This window comes from Acinetobacter pittii, assembly GCF_034064985.1.
GTDB lineage: Bacteria > Pseudomonadota > Gammaproteobacteria > Pseudomonadales > Moraxellaceae > Acinetobacter > Acinetobacter pittii_H.
In genome coordinates this window covers 3,417,120-3,436,838 of the sequence record NZ_CP139249.1, presented here as the reverse complement: position 1 = coordinate 3,436,838, position 19,719 = coordinate 3,417,120, and the positions used below count along the sequence as shown (strand labels likewise).

The following is a 19,719-nucleotide window of genomic DNA, read 5'->3' as shown; positions in this document are numbered from 1 at the left end:
GCGCAATAGTGAGATGAAATTTTTGTATTTAATTGTGGTAGAAGCGATCTCAAAGGATTAAAGGAGAGCATTGCTCTCCTTTATTGTTTATATATTAAACATTTACGATTCGATTCGATTTCACCATATCAGCTAAACCGTGGGTTTTAAAATAGTACTCAAGCCAACTTTTCACGATGAGTGGATTATTCATTTTCATGACATCATCCAGCAATTTTTGTGCATCTGTCATAGGGACATGACAAATTGCTTTTCTTACTCGCAAAATGTTACTCGAACTCATCGAAAGGGTATTAAAGCCCATTGCCATGAGCAAAATTGCCGATAACGGATCACCTGCCATTTCACCACAAATACTGATAGGTTTTTTATATTCATGGCATTCTTTAACTAAGCGAGTTAGCGCACGTAGAATGGATGGATGGAAGTGCGAGTAAACGTTGGCCACATGTGGATTATTACGGTCAACTGCAAGTAAATACTGGGTTAAGTCATTTGAACCGACCGAGAAGAAATCGACGAGTTCAGCAAACTCATCAATTTGTAGCAGTACGCTCGGCACCTCAACCATAATGCCAATTTTCGGCTTGGTAATTTTAACTTGCTCTTCTTCTTGCACCGCAATCCAGTCACGTTCAAGCAAATAAAGTACTTCTTCGACTTCACTGACTGTAGTAACCATTGGCAATAAAATATGCAAATTATTTAAACCAATGCTGGCTTTGAGCATAGCGCGAATTTGTGAAGAAAAAATCTCGGGATGATCAAGTGTGAAACGAATACCACGCCAGCCTAAAGCCGAGTTTTCTTCTTCAATACTGAAATACGGTAGATCTTTATCTGCACCAATATCGAGAGTTCGCATCACCACAGGTTTGTTGGCAAAGTGGCTCAACTGTTGACGGTAGATTGCACGTTGTTCTTCTTCACCCGGGAAACGTTCCCGTAACATGAAGGGAATTTCACTTCGGTATAGACCTACACCTTGAGCACCACGTTGTACACCACGTACGACGTCAATCATGAGGCCCGTGTTTACATAAAGCTGAACAGATACACCATCTGGAGTAATCGCTTCTTTAGTCTCGTATTGTTTGAGATCTTTTGCGATTTGCTCATCTTCTTTTTGAATTTCCTTATAACGTTGGCGTAAACGACGTGGAGGATTAACAAAAACACGGCCCTGATAGGCGTCTACAATCATTTCTGCATCATCAAGTGTGTTCACTGGCAGTTCAGTTACACCAACTACGGTTGGAATACCTAATGCACGAGCCACAATCACCATATGTGAGTTGGCTGCACCTTCGGATGTCACAATCGCTGCAATATTGTCTACTGGCAACTCAACGAGAGCAGCAGTACTAATTTCTTCACCAATTAAAATACTGTCTGGACTCAGGTCACGATGGCTAGAGTCTTCTTCTTGCAAAGAGGCTAAAATACGTCGCCCTAAATCTTTAAGGTCGGAAACTCGTTCACGAAGATAGTCATCTTCCATCTGTGCAAAAAGGGCAGTGTGTTTTTCAATGACACGACGTACTGCACCTTGTGCCCAATGTCCATCACGAATGAGTTCTTTAATTTCTGCTGGCAATGCATTTTCATCTAGCATTCTTAAGAAAACACTAAATAAAGCGCGCTCTTCGGCCATGAGAGAATCATGCATTTTTTCATCCAGAGAACGAATCTCTGAACGAACTGATGAAATGGCTTGATCTAAAATTCGAAGTTCATCGCTAATATCTTCTGCTTCACGATCAGGCACAGAACCCAAATCGGCAGGCGGATATAAAATAATAGCGCGACCTAAAGCAACACCGCCTGCACCTGAAGCACCTTGGAAGGTTTTATAAGCAGGGCCATTACTTGGTTTGCGAAATACATCAATATTTCCAACTGCATGAGCGTGGGCAATTACGCCAGAAAGCTGGGCACACAGCGTAACTAAAAAAGACTCGGCAGCTTCACTAAAATCTTGAGGAAGTTTGTTTTGTACAACCAAAACACCCATAACCTTACGACGGTACATGACAGGTACGCCGAGGAAAGAGTTATAAATTTCTTCGCCTGTTTCTGGTAGATACAAGAAACGCTCATGTTTTGGTGCATTGTCAAGGTTAACAATTTCTTCACGCTGCCCAACCAGACCGACCAAGCCTTCACCGAGTTGCAAAGAAACATGGCCTACAGATTCTGGATTTAAGCCTTTAGAGGCCATTAATACATAGCGCTGATTGCGTTCATCGAGTAAATAAATAGAGCAAACATCCACTTTCATGGCTTCAGCGACCTGATTGACCATGATGTCTAACGATTCATGCAAACTGACGGACGCATTAACCTCTTGGACAATGCGCCGTAGAGTGTCGAGTTGCATGTTTGACATGGATGTATACTCCAGTATTTTTTTAGACTATGAATGTATTTATAACAGCACTTTTAATAAAAATCATTTGCTAGATAAATGATTTTTAGGGTAATTGTTGCATCGGCAACTGTGTACACAACTCCACCATGGCTTTACGATAAACATCACGCTTGAAGTTCACCACTTGGCCAAGAGGATACCAATAGCTAACCCACTGCCATTCATCGAATTCGGGCGGGTCGGAGAGGTTTAACTGAATATTTTTTGCAGGCGCAGTTAACTTCAGTAAAAACCATTTTTGTTTCTGTCCGATACATACGGGGTCAGAGTCTGACCGAATGTACCGATGTGGCAAACGATAACGCAGCCATCCTTTGGTTTGCGCAATAATCTGGACATGTTCGGGCAATAAGCCGATTTCTTCTCTCAGTTCTCGAAAAAGTGCCTGTTCAGGGGTTTCTCCAAACTGGATGCCTCCTTGTGGAAATTGCCAAGCATTGTGACCAATGCGCTTTGCCCATAAAACCTGTCCATCATCGTTTGCCAAAATGATCCCGACATTCGGTCGGAAACCTTCTGAGTCGATCATTTGGCTACCTAAATATTGTATATATCGTTGACTTTAATCGCGGGGACAAACACTTTTTTATGTCCAGCTCGAAAAGATCAAAGTAAAATGTTTAAATTGCTACGATCTTAACGAATTTCTATCGACTAGCGGAGATAGATTTACATTTTTTTTCTTAAATTTCAGTTTAAACGAGAATTTTCATGAAACTGGCGTTGTTTGATTTAGACCATACCTTGTTAAATACCGATTCAGACCATTCTTGGGGTGAATTTTTAGTCAATGAAGGTTTGGTTGATCCGGTTCATCATCGTCAGATGAATGATAAATTTTATGAAGATTACAAAGCAGGCCAACTTGACCCATATGCTTATAATGAATTTGTTTTTGGATTTTTAACGCAGCATGACAATGACTACTTAACTGAGCTTCACCAATTGTTCATGCAAAAAGTGATTCGTCCGCAAATGCGCCCAAAAGGTTTTGATGCAATCAAAAAACATCAAGATTTAGGCCATACTATTGTGGGTATTACGGCAACAAGTGATTTTATTACTGCGCCGATTTTCCGTGAATTTGGGATTACTGAAATTTTAGCCACCAATGCTGAAGTGGCTGACGGAAAATATACAGGTAAAGTTGCTGGTTTAGCGTGTTATCAAAAGGGCAAACTTGCACGTCTAGATGCATGGTTGGAAGGTCGTAACGTGTTTGAATCTTGGGCGTATTCCGATTCAATTAATGACCGTTTTTTACTTGAATATGCAACGCATGCAATTGCAGTAAATCCTGATGATCGCCTTGAAAAACTGGCTCAAGAAAATAAATGGGAAATTCAGGACTGGTCAATTTAATTGACTACTCCTGCATCATTTTAATTAGTTCCTGCATGGCTCTAGATTGAGTACGTGCAGGATGCCATACCATTCCTAATTGACGATTCATCTCAACATTTAAATCAAGCTGCTGCATATCTTGATTCAGCAAAGTTTTTGGTAAAACTGACCAACCTAAACCAATCGACACCAACATGCGAATAGACTCAAGAGGGTTATTGCTCATGGTAATTTTTGGTTTGAGCCCTTGTTTTTCAAACTCAGCCAAAGTGATTTGAGCAGTATAAGTTTGTGCAGCGGGTAATAAGCTTGGATATTCAATGAGATCTTGTAAGGTGAGATTCTTTTTTTGTGCTATTGGATGAAAAGGGGCAGCAACAAAAACTAAAGGATCATTCCAGATTGTAATGTAGTTAAGACGCTCATCACCTGAAGGTGGAAGCGTTAAAAATGCTAGCTCTAAATCACCAGCTAATACTTGTTCATGCGCTTGCTCTGAATCAACAAAATGCACATCTAAGGTGACTTGAGGAAATTGCTGAACAAAGTGTTTAAGTGGTGCAGGTAAATGATGCAAACCAATATGATGACTCGTACCGACTTTTAAGCGGCCTTGCACCTGAGTTTGTTCATGGCTAAGCGTATGGTGAATATCACCCAGCTCATTTAGCCAGTTTTTAACTTTAGGTAATAATGAATGTGCAGCATGGGTTGCTTGAACACCTCGGCCTGCGGACTCAAAGAGTTTTACACCAAAATATTCTTCTAAGCTATGAATCCGTTTGGTAACAGCAGGTTGAGTAATAAATAGCTGATCTGCTGCCACAGAGATAGACCCTGTTTCCATAACTTTTACAAAAGCTTCAAAGGCTGCAAGATTCATAATACAACTCAACTTGGAATAGAAAAATCGAGAGGCTAAAGTTGCCAAGCCAAAATCGTATCATGCTTGCAGCGAATCGAGTGAGAAAGTTGTGAATTACCGCACTAATCTTAGCCTAAGCCGCTGTTTCTTTTTCAGCTAAGGCCGATACGCGGCGATCTTTAGCAGCCCATACTTTTTCATGGAAGAAAAAAGCAAAAGCTTGTACGGTTGGTTCAAGCATACTTAATGTTAAAGCCATCCAGATATTGCCTGTTACAAAGTATGCGACTAGCATTGCGACAGTAATATGCATAATGTAATAGCTTAAGGTTTTCTTTAAGGTACGTTGATTATTTATAACGAATTTTTGAATATTAGCCATGATCATTCTCTTTAGCCACTTTAGATATTTTTAGTATAGAGATTAGAGTATAAGATTAAAAATTGATTATGCAAATGATAATCATTAACAAAAACGATTTATTAAATATGATGTATCTCAAAAGGATTATGATTAATTCCAAAAAGTTTTCTAATTTATAAAAATGATAAATTAGATTTATGTAAAACTCTGGCTATAATCGAAGAAAGATTAGAATTACCCAGTCCAATGGAGCAAGACGACATGGCAGGCAAAACTTTATATGACAAATTGTGGGATGACCACGTTGTTTCACAGCGTGATGATGGCTCATGTTTACTTTATATTGACCGTCATTTATTGCATGAAGTGACTAGTCCACAAGCATTTGAAGGTTTGCAACTTGCGGGTCGTCAACCATGGCGTTTAAGTGCAAATGTCGCGACACCGGACCACAACGTTCCAACGTCTAAAAAAGAACGTGACCAAGGTATCGCCGGTATTGAAGATGATACGTCTCGTATTCAAGTTCAAACCTTAGATGACAACTGTAAAGCCTTTAATATTGTTGAATTCAGCATCAATGATATTCGTCAAGGTATTGTGCATGTAGTTGGGCCTGAACAGGGCTTAACTTTGCCGGGCATGACAGTTGTATGTGGTGATTCACATACAGCGACTCACGGTGCTTTCGGTTGCTTGGCGCATGGTATTGGAACATCTGAAGTTGAACATGTGTTAGCAACACAATGTTTGATTCAGAAAAAATCTAAAAATATGTTGGTTCGCGTAGATGGTGTATTGGGTAAAGGCGTAACACCAAAAGATGTGGTGTTGGCGATTATCGGTAAAATTGGTACTGCTGGCGGTACGGGCTATGCAATCGAATTCGGTGGCCAGGTTTTCCGTGATATGTCGATTGAAGGGCGTATGACAGTATGTAACATGGCGATTGAAGCAGGTGCTCGTGTCGGTATGGTTGCAGTTGATGACAAAACTATTGAATACGTGAAAGGCCGTAGCTACGCACCAAAAGGCGAGCAATGGGAACAAGCAGTTGCTTACTGGAACACCTTGCATTCAGACGAAGATGCAGTATTTGATGCAGTCGTTGAGTTAAATGGCGCAGAGATCGAACCACAAGTATCTTGGGGTACTTCACCTGAGATGGTTATTCCGGTCACAGAAGCTGTACCAACTTTAGAACAAGCGAAAGATGATGTTCAGCGTAATGACTGGACGCGTGCTTATCAATATATGGGCTTAAATGCAGGTCAAGCATTAGCTGATATTCAACTTGATCGTGTCTTCATTGGTTCTTGCACGAATTCTCGTATCGAAGATATTCGTGCTGCGGCTGAGGTGGTTAAGGGGCGTAAAGTAGCCTCTAGCATTAAGCAAGCTATGATTGTTCCGGGGTCTGGTTTAGTTAAACAACAGGCGGAAAAAGAAGGCTTGGATAAAATCTTCTTGGAAGCTGGTTTTGAATGGCGTGAGCCGGGTTGTTCAATGTGTTTAGCAATGAACGCAGATAAGTTACAACCGGGTGAACACTGTGCATCGACGTCTAACCGTAACTTTGAAGGCCGTCAAGGCAATGGCGGTCGCACTCACTTGGTGAGCCCAGCAATGGCGGCAGCGGCTGCAATCGCTGGTCACTTTGTTGATGTTCGTTCATTTTAATTCGGTCTGGAGCAAACCATGAAAGCTTATACAGTTGAACAAGGTATCGTTGCACCATTAGATCGTGCCAATGTTGATACAGATTTAATTATTCCAAAACAGTTTTTAAAGTCGATTAAACGCACTGGTTTTGGCGACAATTTATTTGATGAACTTCGTTATTTAGATGAAGGTTATCCAGGGCAAGACAATTCAGTACGTCCAAAAAATCCGGATTTCGTTTTAAACCAGCCTCGTTATCAAGGAGCAACTGTTTTAATTGCTCGTACTAACTTTGGTTGTGGTTCAAGCCGTGAGCATGCACCTTGGGCATTAAATGAATATGGATTCCGTACTGTTATTGCACCAAGCTTTGCTGATATTTTCTTTAATAACTGTTTCAAAAATGGCATGTTGCCTGTCATTTTGTCAGAAGAAATTGTTGATCAGTTATTTAAAGAATGTGCTGCCAATGACGGATATCAATTAACAATTGATTTAGCAGCTCAAGAAGTACGTACGCCAACGGGTGAAGCTTTTAAATTTGAAGTTGATCCATTTCGTAAGCATTGCTTGTTAAATGGTTTGGATGATATTGGTTTGACTCTTCAAAATGCGGACGCAATTCGCGCATATGAAGAAAAAACTAAACAAGTTCGTCCTTGGGTATTCCAAGAGTTAAATTAACCTTTTGGTACATTTTAAACATAGCCATGGCGTAGCGTTCAAACTCTTGCTAACATGCTAAAGCATAAAAACACCTTAGAATTATGCACTAGATGAGGATTGGGCTTGAACAATGAAGAGGAACGTTACTCATAGCTTTTTGTTGAGCCTGTGCGCAATAACACTCAGTGCTTGTCAAAGCACTTACAATGTAGTGGATACTGTCCGTATTAAGCAGGCTGAACAAGAAAGTTTGGGGCAGAATGCAGCAATATATTGTTCGGGCGCGAAGAGTTGTGAATTTGAACGACTAAATGATATTACTGTTGTTGACGCACAGACACGTCGTATTAGTAATCAGGCAATTCATCAAGGAATTGTGAGATTAAATGGTTCGGTGTTAAGTCAAAGCAATAGTTTGTATCTATCTGTGCCTGCCAAACAATATGAAGTGGTGATTCGTTACTATCCGATTTCTCCAGATCGGGCTGAAACAATTCATGTTATTCACCAATTTAATGCCAACCATCGCTATACATTTAAAATGTACCGAGACAAAACTAACCGTTCGGGTAGTTTGCTGAATGTTTCTGTACCAGATCCATTATGTGTTGACTTAGAACAAGATGGGCATGTAGTTCGCCGTTTTTGTCGACCATTTGATGTTACAACAGGGCTAGGTGAATTCCTCGAACAGAAAAAACTAACACCACGGTAGTTGTAACGCTGCTTGTTTTTGGAAAATGGAAAAAGTTCATGTCTAAACAGATTTTAATTTTAGCTGGTGATGGTATTGGTCCTGAAATTGTTGGGGCAGCAGAAAAAGTATTAAATACAGTAAATGAAAAATTTAATTTATCGTTAACTTGGGAGCATGGCTTATTAGGCGGCGCTGCAATTGATGCGCATGGTGAACCGTACCCAGCAGTAACAAGTGAACAAGCAAAAAAAGCTGATGCAATTTTATTAGGTGCGGTAGGCGGACCAAAATGGGACACCATTGAGCGCTCTATTCGTCCTGAACGTGGTCTGTTAAAAATTCGTAGTGAACTTAACTTGTTTGCTAACTTACGCCCAGCCATTCTTTACCCACAATTAGCAGATGCTTCTAGCTTAAAACCTGAAATTGTTGCGGGCTTAGATATTTTAATTGTTCGTGAATTGACTGGTGGGATCTATTTCGGTCAGCCACGTGGTATCCGTGAACTCGAAAACGGTGAAAAGCAAGGCTATAACACCGATGTTTACTCTGAAAGCGAAATTAAGCGTATTGCAAAAGTAGCTTTTGAACTTGCAGGTCTACGTGGTGGAAAGGTTTGTTCTGTAGATAAAGCTAACGTTTTAGAAGTTACAGAGCTTTGGAAGCAAACGGTCACAGATTTACAGCAAGCAAATTATTCAAACATTCAGCTTTCACATATGTATGTTGATAATGCTGCAATGCAACTTGTACGCGCGCCTAAACAGTTTGATGTAATCGTAACGGGTAACTTATTTGGCGATATCTTATCTGATGAAGCAGCAATGCTTACGGGTTCAATCGGCATGTTGCCATCTGCATCATTAGATGAAAATGGCAAAGGTATGTATGAGCCTTGCCACGGTTCTGCACCTGATATTGCGGGTCAAAATGTGGCGAACCCATTGGCAACTATTCTTTCTGTTGCAATGATGCTTCGTTATACCTTCCGTGAAGAAGCTGCTGCAAAAGCAATTGAAGATGCAGTAGGTCAAGTACTTGATCAAGGCTTGCGTACAGCAGATATTATGTCTGAAGGCATGACAAAAGTTGGTACAGCTGAGATGGGTGAGGCAGTTGTCGCTGCTCTTGCTTAAAAGCTTCTTATAAAAAACGCAGCTCAACGCTGCGTTTTTTTGTGCCTATGTTTTAGCAGGCTTTACCTTCATATTGAATTGACTCGGCAATATCATTCTTAAGCTGAAAAATAACTTTGCAGTTGAAATTCAAATCATATGAATTACCACTCAAATTACCTGTTTGTATGGGAACAGAACCACCTCTCATATCGACATTACTCACCATCGGGATTGGGATGCTTAACGGACGCAAAATCGTATAGATGAGCTGGTTGGATGTTTTTTGTGGAGTGTTGGCGACTTGAAAACCAAGACTACGTAAATTGATATCTTGTTGAATGCTAGCCGATGATTTGCCTAGAAAGCCCTTTAAATATTCCTGTAAATCTACGGATTGACGTGGGTGGTTAGCACAACCGTTAAGAAAAATAATGATGAAAGATAATAAGCTAATTTGGCAGCGGGTATATATGTTCATTTTTCTCACTATATAAAATTATATTTATTATTAAAGAACAATAGGTTGTATTTGCAAGCTTGTAAAGTAAAAAAGGAGGATTATGATAAATGGAAGGTAAATTTGTCTTTCAATTTATCAATTACATTCGAATCACTTCAATAATAATTTCATAGAAAACTTAAGGAAGAAAAGTATGGGAAAAATAGTTTTTGCTTTTTTATGCAGCTTTGGAATGACTGCGGTCTATGCAGATAACTGTGATAGTGCCCGCAATACTTACGATGATATTTACTGTACAAATAAAATTTATGCGAGTGCTGATGCTGATCTGAATAAGAATTATCAAGCACTGCGAGTAAAGTTAAACACCACGCAGAAAAATATTCTTAAGAAGTCTCAGCTCGCGTGGATACGTCAACGTGACGCCGAGTGTACAGATTCAAATAGAAATAGTGTAGACGTGCAATGTCGTTTACAGACAACGCAAGAAAGAAACCATTGGCTGCAAGAAAGATTGCGTGAATGCCAAACGGTGGGATGTAAAACCAGTCGCTTAAATGAATAAATGACGCAATAAAAAAGCCACATCATGAAGTGGCTTTTTTGCATTCACTAATTAGCGAGCACGGTACGTAATACGACCTTTAGTTAAGTCATATGGAGTCATTTCGACTTTTACACTGTCGCCAGTAAGAATACGAATATAGTGTTTACGCATTTTACCAGAAATGTGTGCAATAACTTCGTGACCGTTTTCAAGACGTACACGGAACATCGTATTAGGAAGCGTTTCGGTGACAACGCCTTCGAACTCAATGAGTTCCTCTTTATTGGCCATAGCCTACCTGATGATCAAATTGGAAAGGCGCAAATTATAGTCAATTTTTTTAAAAAAAACAAGATAGACACACTTCTGCTAAAGCATCTGGTTAAAGTATGACTAATAAAAAAAGATGTAATTTTTTTCACAAAAGAAGTGTAATTCTGTTGTCAGTTTGGTCAATCAACGCTAATCTAAAATCATAGTTATTAGGGACTGTTAATTGCATAAAGGTCAACAGCCCTAAATATCAATGAAGTATCTACATGGAAGGGCACTGCGTGGGTCAGCTAACAGATGCATCAGTTGTATTACGCTTTGGCTACCAAGCGATTCGTCGTGCGGGTTTGCCAACAGAAGAAATATTAACCAAAGCGGGAGTTGCTTTAAATCAGGTCGATACCAATGCACGTACACCTTTAAGTGCACAGTACGCCTTTTGGACTGCCGCTCAGGAAGTCAGTAAAGATCCAGACATCGGTCTGCATTTAGGTGAGCATTTGCCTTTGTATCGAGGGCAAGTGATTGAACATCTATTTATTAGTAGTGAAACCTTTGGTGAAGGTTTAAAACGAGCCTTAGCTTATCAACGACTCATTAGTGATGCTTTTGATGCAAAACTGGTGGTTGAAGAAGGACGTTGTTATTTAACCAATGGCGAACAGATTGGCGCTGACAATCTAGTCAACCGTCATTTTTCTGAATGTGCAATTTCAGGCATACTTAGATTCTTTAAGTTCATTACCGAAGGGCAATTTCATCCTATCTTCATCGATTTTAATTTTAGTGAAGGTGCTTCTGAGGATGAATATTTTCGTGTATTCGGCTGCCCAGTTAGCTTGGGTCAGAAAGAGACACGTTTATATTTTGACCCTGCTATTTTAGATTTCCAGCTTTGGCAAGCAGAGCCTGAGTTATTGCAATTGCATGAGCAGCTCGCAATTGAAAAATTGCAGGAACTGGCCCGTTATGATTTGGTGGGTGAAGTTCGTCGTGCGATTGGTTCAACACTAGAAAGCGGAGAAACCACCTTGGAAACGGTGGCTGCTCAGTTGAATATTACCCCTCGTCGCTTACGTACTCAGCTCAGTGAGGCAAATACCAGTTTTCAACAAATACTTTCTGATTATCGTTGCCGTTTGGCTAAAAAGCTTTTGGCAAATACCAACGAGAGTGTTGAGCGTATTGTATATTTAACCGGTTTCTCTGAACCAAGTACGTTCTATCGTGCATTTAAGCGTTGGACGAATGAAACACCTGTGGAATACCGTAAGCGTAAACAACACCGTTAATTTATTCTATGTCATGACGGAGTCGTGCCATTGAGGCTTTAATAATTGGATTGGCTTTCAGCTAGAGTTACTTTTCTTTCGGGAAAAGTAACCAAAACCATTGTCATACGCAAAACCTGTTAGATAATTATCAATATCTAATGCATCGCAAAAACATATAATTATATATTTAGGGCAGGTTGCGTATGACTTTGTCGCGTATCTTATTTAATGCTTAATTTTGATACTGAGTTTTAAATATTTTAATCTGGTAAGTTTAGCCAATGTGGCCCAAGTGGTGGCTGTGGCAAATCAAACTGCTCAGGATAATTACACTGAATAAAATAAAGGCCATCGGGTGGGGCGGTTACCCCAGCTGCCTTACGATCCTGCGCCGCAAACATTGCATCGATATGATCAATCTCATACATACCTTGACCAATTTCGAGTAAGCAACCGACAATATTACGCACCATATGATGTAAAAAACCATCTGCTTGAATATCTAAAACTAAATAGCGTCCATGTTCAAATAAACGACAATGTTTTACATGTCGAACAGGTTGGTTTGACTGGCAGGCTGCTGCACGGAAGGTTTCAAAGTTATGCGTTCCTTCAAACCTACTGGCAGCTTCAATCATCTTTTGCACATCTAGTTTTTGGTAAATGTGCGTAACTTGCTTGTGTAACAGTGCTGGGCGATGAGTTGCGTTATAGATGATATAGCGGTAACGTCGTGCAGTCGCTTTAAAGCGTGCATGAAAACTTTCATCCATCAGTTTAATCCACTGAATGGAAATATCTTTAGGCAGTTGGCTGTTTGCCCCTCTTAACCATCCTGTTTCTGGACGAATAGCGTTCGTATCAAAGTGTGCCACCATATTTGTTGCATGTACTCCCGCATCAGTACGACCTGCGCCGTGAAGTGCAATGGGCTCATCTGCAATTTTACTCAATACACGCTCAATCGTTTCCTGAACGCTGGCAACGCCTGGCTGTTGTGTTTGCCACCCTCGGTACTGAACTCCGCTAAATTCAATACCGACTGCATAACGTTGCATAGCTTCACCTCTATTTAATGCTAATTTTCATTCCAATGGCTGAGCCATTGTTCTGGGGTTGGGTATTTTAAATAGATTTGAAGTGCTTTTGCATAGAGATCTGCATGACTATTAGCATCGCTAATGACAATTTTTGCAGTTTTGGCCCATGCACTAATCGCATAACGTTGATCAATACCACCAAAAGTTACTTGTGTTGTCAAAATTGGAACACAACCACGTGTATAAAGCTCATCTAATGTTGCGAGTAATTCTTGGTTTACCGCAATATTACCCGTACCAAAACCTTGTAACACTAAAAAGTGTGGAGGGGCTTGAAGCAAGTGACGTAATTGCTGAACTAAGTACTCTGTTGCAATGGGCTGCATCATCCAGTTTAAAATCTGGAAGGAAGCAGCTCGTTCAATTTGGGTATCTTGTACGATCAATTCATTTTGCTGAGGCGTAAACTCAACTTCACTACTTAACCCTGAAAATGCATCGAGTTCAGTCGTATGCGTTTTTAATGCAGTTTGCGCGTGGAATACTTGATGGTGGAATGCGAGATAAGCACCTACAGGTAAAGCAATCACTTGTTCTAATGCAAGGTATAAGTTCTCAATTGCATCAGTAAATTCACGGGTGTTATCGCCTTGAATATTGAGTAACGGGTATTGGCTACCAGTAATTACAATATGACAGCTTTGGCCTAAAAAGCGGGCTAGGGTCGCGGCCGCATAACTGAGCGTGTCTGTACCATGAACAACAACGAAATGCTGATAACCTTCAAGTTGTAGTTGTTGTATACGTTGAATCAGGCGCAACCAGTCAGGCGCCGTACATGCACTGCTATCGACAATATTGGGCGCAGCGAAGCAGTCAACTGTTAAGTGTGGGGGAATCACTTTTTCAAGTTGAGGCAAGAATTGCTCATAAGGCATAGGAGCTAGAGGTTCACCAATGCAACCAAAAGTACCACCCATATAAAATAAAGCTATTTTTTTCATATTTTTGCAGGCATAAAAAAGCAGTCATCTCTGACTGCTTATGGTAAATCGAACAGTTCTAAGAAGCTATGCGATTAAGTAGGTTTTTCGCGCGTTGTTGTTGTTCTGTGTTTAATTTTTGCTCATTACTTGCTAATAACGCTTGAGCTGCTGGGTACGCTCCTAACTTGATGTATTGCTCAGCTAATTTTAGATCAAGTTCATTTTCATCTAACTGTTTTAATTCTGGAAAAGCTTCTAGAAGCGGGTCTTGAGTTTGATCTGGAGTAGTCTCTTCATCTACTAAATCTATATGATTTTGAGTTTCAATCTCTGGTGCTGTAACTAACGCAGACTCATCTAACGAAAACTCAAGAGGTGCGATTGAAGTTGCTTCTAATGGAGCTTGTTCTACCAATTTAAGTTCATCTAATGATGAGATCTGTTCATTAGTTTTTACTTCTGGATTTTCATGGGTTAATTCAAGATTAAAATCCAAAACATTCGTATTGTTCTCTTGAGCTGCTGGTACTGCTACTGTCTGGTTTTTTTCCTCAGATTCATGCAAGGGCGCTAAATCAAGAGAAAATTCTAAGTCAGCCAAGTCATTTATTTGTTGAGATGAGGATAACTTTGATTCTTGTGTTGGTTGGCTGCCACTTTCTGTAGTCGTGGTTTGTTCGAATGAAAAGTTAAACTCTAAAGGTTCAACTTCAACAGCGGGTTCTTGCTTTACAGGGGTATAGTCTTGCTGCAAGTCATCAAAAGAAGATTCAGATGAACTTGCTGTTAACTGGTCAAACTGAGCTGTTGTCTCAGCTTTATTTTTTGGCTCCTGGTATGTTTGAGCTTGAGGAAAATCGATGGCATCGGGTTGTCTTGAAGACTCATATTCTTTTTGTCTAGCTTCTGCTTGAATGGCTATTTCATTGAGTGACAAGCTGCGAATATGGCCAATCAGTTGAGTTATTGCAAACTCATCCTTTTGTGCAATATGAATTTCAAGTAGCAATAAATAAAGTTCATGTTGCGTATTATCTTTTTTTAGCGCCTGATTGACTTGAGCTTCAGCTGCTGAGAATTGTCTTTCTTGAATAAGTAACTGAATCTTTTGACGAACAGCGTCTGGAACAGGAGTGCTTTGTGGAGTAGAGGGAATAGATTCTTCAACCACATTGACTTTATTTTTTTCACGCGAGTTTTTACTTGATTTAGCGTTCGCTTTTTTATTGGTTTTTCTATTTATTGTTTTAGGGGAATTCGCCTCTTGCTTCTGACTATTTTCGCGTTTTTTTAAAATGACAGCGACCACGAGCAATATGATGAATGGAATCACATATAACATTATTTTCCCCTTAAAAAATAAATACTTGCAATATAAAGCGAGCTGACTCTGGTTTTAACTTAATGCTTTTGCTTATGAGTCTGTTGCTGTGCTTGTAACTGCTGTTGTAACTCTGCCAAACGTGCATTCAGAAGTTGAATACGTTGGTCTTTTAAACGTAAAGTTTGATTTAATTTAGTTACACTCCTTTGTAATGTAACGGTTTTTTCTCGTGTTGTCATAACTTTTACTGCTAACTCAGTATTGTTTTGACTTTGTTGTGTGCTCTTTTTAGCACTTCCATGTGTAGAATTTTGATTGTTTTCCGCCACAATACTCATTTCGGCTTGTTGTAAACGGTATTTTGCTTTGCCAGAAGTTGATTTTGCAGTGTGTGCTATGTCTGTTTTTGGCTTGTTTTGCTGAAGTTTAATAGTAGGAGAGTGGGCTAGGTTAAGCGCAATTCCTTGACGTAAACGATTTACATCACCCTGAATAAAAGCATGTCGGTTTTGAGCTTGAATATCATGCATGACTTTCGCAACAGGTTGTTTAGTTTTTGCTGCGATACGATTAGCAATGCTCCATAAAGACTCGTTGCGCTGTACTACATATTTACCTGATGTTGCTGATCCTTTGTAGGAACTTAAGGATTGTTTCTTCGCAGGATTTTGGTTGAGCGTTTTCTGAGGTACAGATTTCTTTTGCGCTGTTAGTTTGTTGACCGTGTTTTTTGGTGAACTGTTTGTGGCTGTTTTGATACTGCTTGGTTTACTTTGATTTTTTGCTGCTACCTGATCAGAAGTAGCAGTAGCTGCAACTTGTTGAGCAACCTGACTAGAAGAGCTTTCGCTAGAAGTATTGGATGAGTTTGTGTTTATAGCAGGAGCATTTCCAGAGCTAATATTAAGGCTATGTTCACCATTCGAATTATTTGTAGTTGAGGCCGAAGTTGGTGATGCATATCGAGTACTTTCTGGCAGATTTAGAGCAATGTCTTTTTCATTGACAATAAACTGAGGTGACAAAGTACTTTCGTTATTTTCAGTCTTTTTTATAGAAGAAGGCTTAATTACGGTTTTGATATGCTGCAAACGGGTGGCAGAACCTTCATTAATTTTGACTACAATATTTAATTCAGGATCAATCACAGGGCGAGATGAGGTAATCACAATAACCCCAGAACCTTGGCCATTTTGGCGTGTGTAAAAATTAAGATTTCCCGGTGGCTGATGAGTTACACCCAAAGCACTTAAATCCTCAGGAGTTGCCAAACTGACTTGTAAAGTAGCATTAGGGTCAGCTTGTTGGAAATTCATTTCTGCATATAACAAATCTCCGGGAGCAGACTGAATTTGTATAGGGTCTAATGTAATCGCATAAATAGAAGGCGAAGACATAATGGTGAAAATGGCAATTTTTAATTTGTTATAAACAGTCATCTCAATCCATGACCTAATAAGTCGTAAAGTCATTCAAAATTATACAATAATGAAATGTAAATAAATTGTAAAATTTTCACAAACCAGTTACGAAAAAGCCGATCTAATGTGATCGGCTTTTTATTTTGACTGAATAATTCAGATCAAATTATGAGTTTTTGTATTCAACTAAGATGCGTAACATACGACGTAAAGGCTCAGCAGCACCCCAGAGTAACTGGTCACCCACTGTAAATGCACCTAGATATTCTTTACCCATGTTGAGTTTACGTAGACGACCTACAGGCACAGTTAAAGTACCAGTTACAGCAACAGGTGTAAGATCAGTCATAGATGCTTCACGAGTGTTTGGTACAACTTTCGCCCATTGGTTTGAAGTACGAATCATGTCTTCAATTTCATCAAGCGGTACATCTTTTTTCAACTTGATTGTAAGTGCTTGAGAGTGGCAACGCATTGCACCAATACGGACACAGTGACCGTCAATAGGAACAATTTGTGAGTTACCCAAGATCTTGTTGGTTTCAACTTGACCTTTCCACTCTTCTTTTGATTGACCGTTTTCAAGTTGCTTATCAATGTAAGGAATTAATGAACCCGCTAATGGCACACCAAAGTTAGCAGATGGGAAACCTTCACCACGTTGTAACTCAGCAACTTGACGATCAATATCCAAAATTGCAGATTTAGGATCATCTAACAATGTTTTGGTATTGTTATATAAGTAGCCCATACCAGTAATTAGCTCACGCATGTTTTGTGCGCCAGCGCCTGATGCTGCTTGATAAGTCATAGCAGTCATCCACTCCACCAAATTATTTTGGAAAAGTGAACCTACACCCATCAACATAAGCGATACTGTACAGTTACCGCCTACGAAAGTTTTGGTGCCGTTAACCAAGCCGTCTTTGATAACGTTAAGGTTTACTGGGTCAAGAACGATGATTGCATCATCTGACATACGTAAAGTAGAGGCTGCATCAATCCAGTAGCCATCCCAACCAGTTGCTTTTAACTGTGGGAAAACTTCAGACGTATAGTCACCACCTTGACAGGTAATAATGACATCCATTTGCTTCAGACTATTAATGTCTGTAGCTTCCATAAGTGCTGGGGCAGTCTTACCACCAAATGAAGGAGCTTCACCACCTGCATTACTGGTAGAGAAATAAAATGGCTCAATATGAGCAAAATCATTCTCTTCAACCATACGTTGCATAAGGACGGAACCGACCATCCCGCGCCAACCGACCAGACCTACTTTCATGTCATTTTGCCTCGGTGCGTTAAAATTGTTAGGGGGAGTTGAGTGTATCAAAAGTGTCCACAACTGCAAGCGTTACAGAAACAAAACACCATGTTTATTGAGTAGAATATCTTGTTTATGTTACATACAAAATTGATAAAGATGACAAAAACTTTAAAAAACAAATCATCTTAAAAGAGAAAATTCAATGATTTATATCGAAGTTCTAGCTGGTCTGGTGATTTGGTTAAGTTTCTGGTCACTTATTCCTCGTGATGAGTGGTGGTTTCGTGGTGCCGATTTTCCTCGTTTGCAGATTCTATTTGTTGGTTTGTTAGCCTTTATTGGAATGCTGTTTTGGCCGGTCGAATGGAACCTATGGCGTGAAATAGTTCTGGCTGTGCTCATTGCCGCCCTTGCTTACCAGCTTAAAATGGTTTTGCCCTATACCTTGTGTTGGAAAAAACAGGTTAAACAGGTGAGGCCATCTCAATTAGATCCACAAAAGCAGATTTCATTAATCGTATCGAATGTACTCACACCGAATGATAAATATCATTTATTGCTTGAGCATATCCAGACATTAAAACCTGATTTATTACTTACACTAGAAAGTGATAAGACATGGGAGAATGCTTTAAAAGAGATTGAAGGCGACTATCCTTATCGTGTTCCTGTGCCCTTAGATAACCTCTACGGCATGCATTTATATAGCCGTCTACCTTTATCAAATACTGAAGTTAAATTTATTCTCAGTGATGAAATTCCCTCTATTCATACTACTGTGACTTTACGGTCTGGTATGCCAGTTCAACTCTACTGTTTACATCCGAAGCCACCTAGTCCGACTGAGGCGAAAGATTCAACTTTACGCGATGCAGAACTTTTAATTGTGGGTGATCAAATTAAAGATCTCGATGAAAGCTGTATTGTGATGGGGGATTTAAACGATGTAGCATGGTCGCGTACAACGCGTTTATTTCAGCGAATTAGTGGATTACTTGATCCGCGAGTTGGCCGACATTTCATTAATACTTTTCATGCAGACTATCCGTTGCTACGTTGGTCTTTAGACCATATTTTCCATAGTACCGATTTTGGTTTGGTTAAAATGCAGCGTTTGCCTCATATCGGCTCTGATCATTTCCCTGTCTATGTGGTTTTGCAGACTGGTCGAATATTTGAACATATTCAAGAAGAGTTAGAGCAAACTCAAAATGATGAAGAGGAGGCGCAAAGAGCCATCCAAGAAGGAATTGCCAAAGCAGAAGCAGAAGAGAAAATAGTGACTGATAAAATAGCACAGCCTTATAAATAAAAAGAATATAAAGATTGATGTAAGCAATATCGTACAAAGATTTGAGTCTAGGGCGAATAGGCAGAGAGTTATAAAAACCTTATTCTACATTCATCGGCACACGGAACCGGGAATGGATAGTCCCACGTAAGGATACACAAAGCTGATATGGAATAGCATCACGGATCAGATGTTGGAACGGAAACGATAAAAATAATTATTAACCTGAAAGCACAACCTCATTTACCCGAGTTTTGCAGGACGCAGAACTCGGGTTGATATTTTTATATACCTTATTTAATTCTGTGTAAATAAAACAAATATTTTTAAGCTCATCTTAATTTTTAAATCTATTTAACAATGGGTAAATACCTATGTGTTTTTATATAAATCTGAGCAATTTTTAATGAAAAAAGATACAAAAATTTTTTTTATTAAGTTTTTGTTTTTATAGATTATTGGTGAATAAATATAGGCTTTGATCTATTTAAAGATAAATTGGGGTTGTTTAATTAATAAATCTCAATAGAATGTGCCGATCGTTGACATGTTGGATCGTCAACAGGCATTGTTGTTTTCTCGTCGGATCGGCGAGTTGTGATTTGTTTGTGCATTTAAATTTCTGTTTGGAAATTACTGTACATATTGAGGTTTCACTCTTAGTTAGTGGTCTTCTCCCTCTCATA

At 39.5% G+C, this 19,719-nt stretch carries 19 protein-coding genes; 8 read left to right on the top strand and 11 right to left on the bottom strand.

Annotation, left to right across the window (positions count from 1 at the left end; genetic code table 11):
• Positions 1-94: 94 nt before the first annotated feature.
• Both ptsP and nudH read right to left on the bottom strand, forming a co-directional pair.
• Positions 95-2,389 carry a phosphoenolpyruvate--protein phosphotransferase gene (gene ptsP / locus SOI76_RS16470; RefSeq protein ID WP_005066019.1) on the bottom strand — a complete coding sequence of 765 codons (2,295 nt, stop codon included), beginning with the start codon at positions 2,387-2,389 and terminating at the stop codon, positions 95-97.
• Positions 2,390-2,474: 85 nt separating this feature from the next.
• A complete protein-coding gene (gene nudH / locus SOI76_RS16465; protein ID WP_000567255.1) occupies positions 2,475-2,960 on the bottom strand; it encodes an RNA pyrophosphohydrolase in 486 nt (161 codons plus the stop codon).
• A 182-nt stretch (positions 2,961-3,142) separates the two neighbouring features.
• Here nudH and SOI76_RS16460 point away from each other — a divergent pair, with 182 nt between their 5' ends.
• The gene (locus SOI76_RS16460) at positions 3,143-3,793 is read left to right on the top strand and encodes an HAD family hydrolase (protein WP_104080605.1); all 651 of its coding nucleotides are present in this window, start codon (positions 3,143-3,145) and stop codon (positions 3,791-3,793) included.
• 4 nt (positions 3,794-3,797) lie between these two features.
• On the opposite strand, the gene SOI76_RS16455 is transcribed toward SOI76_RS16460, so the two are convergent.
• Positions 3,798-4,658 carry a LysR family transcriptional regulator gene (locus SOI76_RS16455; protein WP_104080604.1) on the bottom strand — a complete coding sequence of 287 codons (861 nt, stop codon included), beginning with the start codon at positions 4,656-4,658 and terminating at the stop codon, positions 3,798-3,800.
• Between the two features lie 115 nt (positions 4,659-4,773).
• Entirely contained in the window at positions 4,774-5,028 is a 255-nt protein-coding gene (locus SOI76_RS16450; RefSeq protein WP_171293238.1) for a DUF2061 domain-containing protein, read from the bottom strand.
• Positions 5,029-5,265: 237 nt separating this feature from the next.
• Here SOI76_RS16450 and leuC point away from each other — a divergent pair, with 237 nt between their 5' ends.
• From leuC to leuB, 4 genes are all read left to right on the top strand, one after another.
• A complete protein-coding gene (leuC, locus tag SOI76_RS16445) occupies positions 5,266-6,684 on the top strand; it encodes a 3-isopropylmalate dehydratase large subunit (RefSeq protein ID WP_205668474.1) in 1,419 nt (472 codons plus the stop codon).
• A gap of 18 nt (positions 6,685-6,702) precedes the next feature.
• Complete coding sequence (leuD, locus tag SOI76_RS16440; RefSeq protein WP_104080315.1) at positions 6,703-7,350, top strand: 3-isopropylmalate dehydratase small subunit; 648 nt, start codon at positions 6,703-6,705, stop codon at positions 7,348-7,350.
• A 112-nt stretch (positions 7,351-7,462) separates the two neighbouring features.
• Positions 7,463-8,047 (top strand): hypothetical protein, encoded by a 585-nt coding sequence (locus SOI76_RS16435; protein WP_104080316.1) that lies wholly within the window; start codon positions 7,463-7,465, stop codon positions 8,045-8,047.
• 38 nt (positions 8,048-8,085) lie between these two features.
• A complete protein-coding gene (leuB, locus tag SOI76_RS16430) occupies positions 8,086-9,165 on the top strand; it encodes a 3-isopropylmalate dehydrogenase (protein ID WP_002114882.1) in 1,080 nt (359 codons plus the stop codon).
• A 52-nt stretch (positions 9,166-9,217) separates the two neighbouring features.
• Here the strand turns inward: leuB and SOI76_RS16425 are convergent, their stop codons facing one another.
• Positions 9,218-9,625, bottom strand: coding sequence for a hypothetical protein (locus SOI76_RS16425; RefSeq protein ID WP_104080317.1), 408 nt, complete (start codon positions 9,623-9,625; stop codon positions 9,218-9,220).
• Positions 9,626-9,800: 175 nt separating this feature from the next.
• Here SOI76_RS16425 and SOI76_RS16420 point away from each other — a divergent pair, with 175 nt between their 5' ends.
• Positions 9,801-10,172 carry a lysozyme inhibitor LprI family protein gene (locus SOI76_RS16420; RefSeq protein WP_032054336.1) on the top strand — a complete coding sequence of 124 codons (372 nt, stop codon included), beginning with the start codon at positions 9,801-9,803 and terminating at the stop codon, positions 10,170-10,172.
• A 51-nt stretch (positions 10,173-10,223) separates the two neighbouring features.
• Here SOI76_RS16420 and infA read toward each other — a convergent pair whose 3' ends face one another.
• A complete protein-coding gene (gene infA, locus SOI76_RS16415; protein ID WP_001284370.1) occupies positions 10,224-10,445 on the bottom strand; it encodes a translation initiation factor IF-1 in 222 nt (73 codons plus the stop codon).
• Between the two features lie 263 nt (positions 10,446-10,708).
• On the opposite strand from infA, the gene SOI76_RS16410 reads away from it, so the two are divergent.
• Positions 10,709-11,719: an AraC family transcriptional regulator gene (locus SOI76_RS16410; RefSeq protein WP_016142299.1), complete on the top strand. Its 1,011-nt coding sequence runs from the start codon at positions 10,709-10,711 to the stop codon at positions 11,717-11,719.
• 242 nt (positions 11,720-11,961) lie between these two features.
• On the opposite strand, the gene truA is transcribed toward SOI76_RS16410, so the two are convergent.
• The 5 genes from truA to asd all read right to left on the bottom strand — a co-directional run bounded on the left by truA (position 11,962) and on the right by asd (position 17,757).
• Complete coding sequence (gene truA, locus SOI76_RS16405) at positions 11,962-12,759, bottom strand: tRNA pseudouridine(38-40) synthase TruA (RefSeq protein WP_104080318.1); 798 nt, start codon at positions 12,757-12,759, stop codon at positions 11,962-11,964.
• 20 nt (positions 12,760-12,779) lie between these two features.
• Positions 12,780-13,745: an asparaginase gene (gene ansA, locus SOI76_RS16400; RefSeq protein WP_104080319.1), complete on the bottom strand. Its 966-nt coding sequence runs from the start codon at positions 13,743-13,745 to the stop codon at positions 12,780-12,782.
• 58 nt (positions 13,746-13,803) lie between these two features.
• Positions 13,804-15,069 carry a hypothetical protein gene (locus SOI76_RS16395; RefSeq protein WP_205668461.1) on the bottom strand — a complete coding sequence of 422 codons (1,266 nt, stop codon included), beginning with the start codon at positions 15,067-15,069 and terminating at the stop codon, positions 13,804-13,806.
• 59 nt (positions 15,070-15,128) lie between these two features.
• Positions 15,129-16,490 carry a FimV family protein gene (locus SOI76_RS16390; RefSeq protein WP_104080320.1) on the bottom strand — a complete coding sequence of 454 codons (1,362 nt, stop codon included), beginning with the start codon at positions 16,488-16,490 and terminating at the stop codon, positions 15,129-15,131.
• Between the two features lie 148 nt (positions 16,491-16,638).
• The gene (asd, locus tag SOI76_RS16385) at positions 16,639-17,757 is read right to left on the bottom strand and encodes an aspartate-semialdehyde dehydrogenase (protein ID WP_032054342.1); all 1,119 of its coding nucleotides are present in this window, start codon (positions 17,755-17,757) and stop codon (positions 16,639-16,641) included.
• 187 nt (positions 17,758-17,944) lie between these two features.
• Between asd and SOI76_RS16380 the strand changes: the two genes are divergently transcribed.
• Positions 17,945-19,054, top strand: a complete 1,110-nt coding sequence (locus SOI76_RS16380) for an endonuclease/exonuclease/phosphatase family protein (protein WP_104080321.1) — start codon at positions 17,945-17,947, stop codon at positions 19,052-19,054.
• Positions 19,055-19,719 lie beyond the last annotated feature (665 nt).